This is a genomic window from Algoriphagus sp., from assembly GCF_024642405.1.
Classification (GTDB): Bacteria; Bacteroidota; Bacteroidia; order Cytophagales; family Cyclobacteriaceae; genus Algoriphagus.
On the sequence record NZ_JAHEBC010000112.1, the window covers coordinates 1 to 4,718 of the forward strand.

The 4,718-nt window shown below is 36.1% G+C and carries 5 protein-coding genes and 1 tRNA gene; 3 read left to right on the forward strand and 3 right to left on the reverse strand.

What is annotated here, in order from left to right; all coding sequences use genetic code 11:
* On the forward strand, nt 1-551 hold a 551-nt coding region (locus tag Q0L68_RS10285), incomplete at its 5' end, for a family 16 glycosylhydrolase (protein WP_296702575.1).
* Nucleotides 552-1,163: 612 nt separating this feature from the next.
* On the opposite strand, the gene Q0L68_RS10290 is transcribed toward Q0L68_RS10285, so the two are convergent.
* Nucleotides 1,164-1,237: transfer RNA gene (locus Q0L68_RS10290), tRNA-Ile, on the reverse strand.
* Between the two features lie 103 nt (nt 1,238-1,340).
* Between Q0L68_RS10290 and Q0L68_RS10295 the strand changes: the two genes are divergently transcribed.
* Nucleotides 1,341-1,970, forward strand: coding sequence for an HAD family phosphatase (locus tag Q0L68_RS10295; protein ID WP_296702576.1), 630 nt, complete (start codon nt 1,341-1,343; stop codon nt 1,968-1,970).
* Nucleotides 1,963-3,072, forward strand: coding sequence for a site-2 protease family protein (locus Q0L68_RS10300; RefSeq protein ID WP_296702578.1), 1,110 nt, complete (start codon nt 1,963-1,965; stop codon nt 3,070-3,072). Before Q0L68_RS10295 ends, Q0L68_RS10300 begins: the two co-directional genes overlap by 8 nt.
* Before the next feature lie 20 nt (nt 3,073-3,092).
* On the opposite strand, the gene Q0L68_RS10305 is transcribed toward Q0L68_RS10300, so the two are convergent.
* A complete protein-coding gene (locus Q0L68_RS10305; RefSeq protein WP_296702579.1) occupies nt 3,093-3,389 on the reverse strand; it encodes a rhodanese-like domain-containing protein in 297 nt (98 codons plus the stop codon).
* Nucleotides 3,390-3,393: 4 nt separating this feature from the next.
* Nucleotides 3,394-4,718, reverse strand: a 1,325-nt coding sequence (locus Q0L68_RS10310) for a T9SS type A sorting domain-containing protein (RefSeq protein WP_296702581.1), incomplete at its 5' end; no start/stop codon positions are given.

The window sequence follows — 4,718 nt, forward strand, 5'->3', positions numbered from 1 at the left end:
CCGATGTGTGGTTGCTGAGTCCTGATGATACGCAAGAAATAGATATAGTGGAAGCCTATGGAGGACAGTACTCAGAGAGTGCGGGGGCAGCGCATACTTGGTATGAAAAGCGAATTCACATCAGTCATCACGTATTCATCCGTAACCCTTTTGCTGATTATCAGCCAACCGACGCCGGAAGCTGGTACTATGACGGCAGCACGATTTGGAGGGAAGAATACCATCGATACGGAGTTTACTGGCGAGACCCTTGGCATCTGGAGTATTACATCGATGGTAAATTGGTTAGGACAGTTACAGGGAAGGATATGATCGATCCTAAGTTTTATACGAATAGCGAAGATCCAGGAAATACTGCAAAGGATACCCGAACTGGCTTAAGCAAGGAAATGGACATCATCATCAATACCGAAGATCAGACCTGGAGATCTACGCCGGCTTCGGGCAAAAAATCAGATACCTACACCCCTACAGATAGCGAACTGGCGAAGACTGAAGATCACACGTTTAAAGTGGATTGGATTCGGGTTTTTAAGCCTGTAGCGAAGTAATAAAGTGTTTTGGTAAGTGTTCTAAGCTCATAAAGACTTTATTACTTTTGGGAGAGACTATTCTAAATAAGTAAGGCTTATCTTTTGATATTTTGTAAAATTTATATTTGATGGAGATTTTAACCACCAGATCAAATAGAATGGTAGATGAATGTTGAAGAGTTCTGAATAAGAGAAAAATTTAAAATCGGACATGCCTTTAACTAACTCAACCTAAAAATTGAGTTTAGAAATTTTTTTAAAAGGCTTTTCAACTTGTATGAAAGGTAGTTTTTTCTATACGCTTCTTGCGTCAGACAAGAAAATAATTAGTAGGATATTTTTATTTTTGAATTTAAATGCGACTTATTTTTAGTCATTCAGATTAATTAGGAGAGTTTAATTTATAACCTATAAATAAGACATAAAAAAAGCCATCCGAATTAACGAATGGCTTGTGGGCCCACCTGGGCTCGCCCCGACAGTTGTCGCGGGTAGGGACCACCTAAGTAAATTTCATATACCTATTTAATGGTTTCAAGTAAACACAAGATGTAACTAGTTTTGGAGGTTATTTTCAAGATGTTTAAAAAAAACAAAACCCCGAATACAATTAAGTAAACGGGGTTTTAGTGGGCCCACCTGGGCTCGAACCAGGGACCACCTGATTATGAGTCAGGTGCTCTAACCAACTGAGCTATAGGCCCAAAGTTTCTACCTATTGTTTTTTGACTTCTATAAAGCTTGAAACCTTGGTTTTGGGAGTGCAATGTTACATATTTGAAGTAATATAAACAACACTAATTGTGCATGAAAAACGTTCCTGATGCTGATTTTTTGATTTTTGATCTTGGAAATGTAATTGTTGATATCGACTACAGAAAATCTTTGGAATTAATAAAAAAGGAACTTCCTGAAAATCATCATGATAAGACTGAACAATTTTACCTAACTGATTTTCATAAAAAATATGAGAAAGGAGAAATAAATTCTACCACTTTTAGAAATGAAGTAAGGGAATTTTTCCAACAAGACTGGAATAATGAGAAAATTGATGAATTGTGGAATTCTCTTTTGAATAATATTCCACCTGAAAGGATCGAACTTATTTCCAAATTAAAAGAAAAATACACTCTTGGGATTTTGAGTAATACCAATGAGATACATATTGAAGCTGTTTATAAAATGTTACATAAAGATTTTGAACTGAAAAATTTCGATTCACTTTTTCATCATGTTTTCCTAAGTCATGAGATGGGATTATCTAAACCCTCTCCCGAAATTTATTTATCTATGCTTGATCAGTTAGGAGCTAAACCCGAGCGAGTGGTATTCTTTGATGATTTGGAAGCAAATGTAAAAGGAGCAGCTTCAATAGGGATCCAAGCTGTACATGTGACCGGACCTCATGTGATTTTTGATTATTTGAAAAATGTTTAGTAAAAAAGAATATTTAGTTCATATCCTGTTGTTTATTCTCACACTTATTACTGCAACTTTGGCAGGAGGGGAGTGGGTCTTAGGCAAATCAGTATTGGCTTCTGGAGATCAATTTCTTTCCCTGGATGATTTTTGGAAGGCAACAGCATTTTCAATTCCTTTTATAGGCATATTGCTTATCCATGAATTAGGTCATTTTTTCACTTCTCTGTATCATAAAGTGAAATGTACCTTGCCCTTTTTTATTCCTGTTTGGCTAAGTTTTATTGGAGTTCCTTCTATTGGAACATTTGGGGCCGTGATTAGGATGAAAGGCTTGGTCAATAGTCGTAAAAAATTCTTTGATATTGGAATTGCAGGACCTTTGGCCGGATTTGTTGTTGCACTAGGTTTATTGGTTTATGGTTTCTCCAATTTACCCCCTACAGATTATATCTATCAAGTTCACCCGGAATATGCGGATCCTAATTTTGAAGGGTACGGTGAGGATGTGCTTGATTTTGATTTGGGAAACAATTTTCTTTTTTGGTCTCTGGGTGAAGTTTTTGCGGATCCTGAAAGAATGCCCTCTATGTCAGAAGTAATCCATTATCCATTTCTTTTTGCGGGATATTTAGCTTTGTTCTTCACCGCATTAAACTTATTACCAATAGGTCAATTGGATGGGGGTCATGTGATATTTGGTCTTTTTCCCAGGCACCATCAAACAGTTTCTTTGGTTGCATTTTCAGGCTTTATTGCCTATGCAGGTTTAGGATTTATCAATCCTTATCTTCCTTTTGACGATTTGCTTTTGAGAATTCCCTTATACATAGGCTTCCTTTATTTATGTTACAGTAAGTCTGGCTTGTCTACACAGACCATATGGACCATTATTTTAAGTATGGCAGCCAGTCAGTATACAATAGCCTTCTTTAAACCTGAATGGGAAGGATATCAGGGTTGGTTGTTCTTTGCTTTCTTATTAGGTAGGGTAATGGGGTTAAGGCATCCAGAAGTTTCCGGATTCAAAGAATTAAGCACTTCCAGAAAAATTCTAGGTTGGATAGCAATTTTGATATTCTTGATCAGTTTTTCTCCAAAACCATTTTTGTTTTCATAAAAAAACTCCCAAAAGGGAGTTTATAATTCATTGTATGCCATAATTCCACCTAAGACATTCCGGACTTTTGTAAACCCCTTGGACTCTAAAAACTTTTTGGCATTTCCGCTTCTTGCACCAGATCTGCAATGAACTACGATTTCCTGGTTTTTGTATTTTTCGATTTCATCAAGCCTATTAGGTAAATCGCCTAAAGGAATATTTATTGCTCCCAAGTTTTCATCCTCATATTCCCATTCTTCCCGTACATCTAGAAATACAAATTTTTCATTTTTGTCAAGCCTTGCTTTCAGGTCTTCTACATTAATATCTTCCATGATTTTATCTGACTAATATTCTTATTGATTTTAAACCAGCTTCCGAAATCACATTGATGACATAAATGCCTGGTCGCTGTCCTGTAAAATTAATGATTTCCCCTTCTTTACTATTCTCTCTTGGCAGAAAAATCTCTCTTCCAAAAGAGTCAAATATTCTTACCCCGCTAAAACTCCCATCTAGGTTTAGGTATTTTTCAACGGGATTTGGATAAAATTTTAATCTTGCATCAGGGGTGATGCTTTCTTCAAATGGTTGTGATAAAGAAACATGTGGACGGATCATCATCGATCCTTTGACTTCTTCATTCTGTACCCAAGCTCCAACCACATTATAAAATAATTTATCCCCTTGATCATTCGATTTATCTAAACCTACATGAATAAAATCATTCGTGAATTGGGCATAACCTACATAGAATTCTCCATTGACTCTAATATTAGTGTCTAAGGGATAATATAAAAACTCTTGTCCAGCTTCTTTGACTGGAATCAAATCCTCTCTTCTATAAATAGGTCCTTCTTCAAGATCTTTCCATACGATAATGTCTACGGCTTGATTAGCCTGATTTGTATTCGTGAAATTAATCGAGATCCCTTCTATGTAAACTTCCTCAGGTGTATCATATTTAACAGCTAGCATTCCTGACTTTTGATTGATGCCTGCTGCATAATCCGCAGATCCATGATCGTATGCAAAGAAATTCTGGATGGGGAAATAAGATTTTACAGTATCATTTAACCTGTAGTCTACACTTGAAAAAAATGTGGTGTCACTTCCATCTAATTCAAAATATCTATTGTCTCCGGTGGTCAATGAGGTAGAAAATTCTAAGGTAGATTCTCCTGTTGGAAATGGTACTTCGTCAAATTCATTACTGTTGAAATCCCTTCTATCCTTAGAGTTGGGTACTGGATTAAATGGTGTATTCTGGTTAATTGAAAAAGTTGAATTGGTTAAAGTATCTTTTACTGTGATTGAATATTCCATAGCCCGGAATCTGTTTTCCAGATTATAAAATTGGTTTTGAACAGTAGTCCAAAGTTCATTCTGATTATTTTCAAATAATTCATAGGGATAAGCTCCAAAATCTCCCAGACTGACTTGATTTACTTTTGTAAGACTTCTGTCCTTATAATTTAAATCATTTTCTGATCTATTATAATTCAAATAGATATAATCAAGAATCCAGCTATCGAATGGACCTGCCTGTCGGCCATCTGCAATAAACCGGAACTGAAATGAATCATGTTGATATTCAGGAGTTACTTGGACGATGCTTTGGGTAAACTTTGTTCGATCTTCCTCAATTCCGCCAATTCTTGACC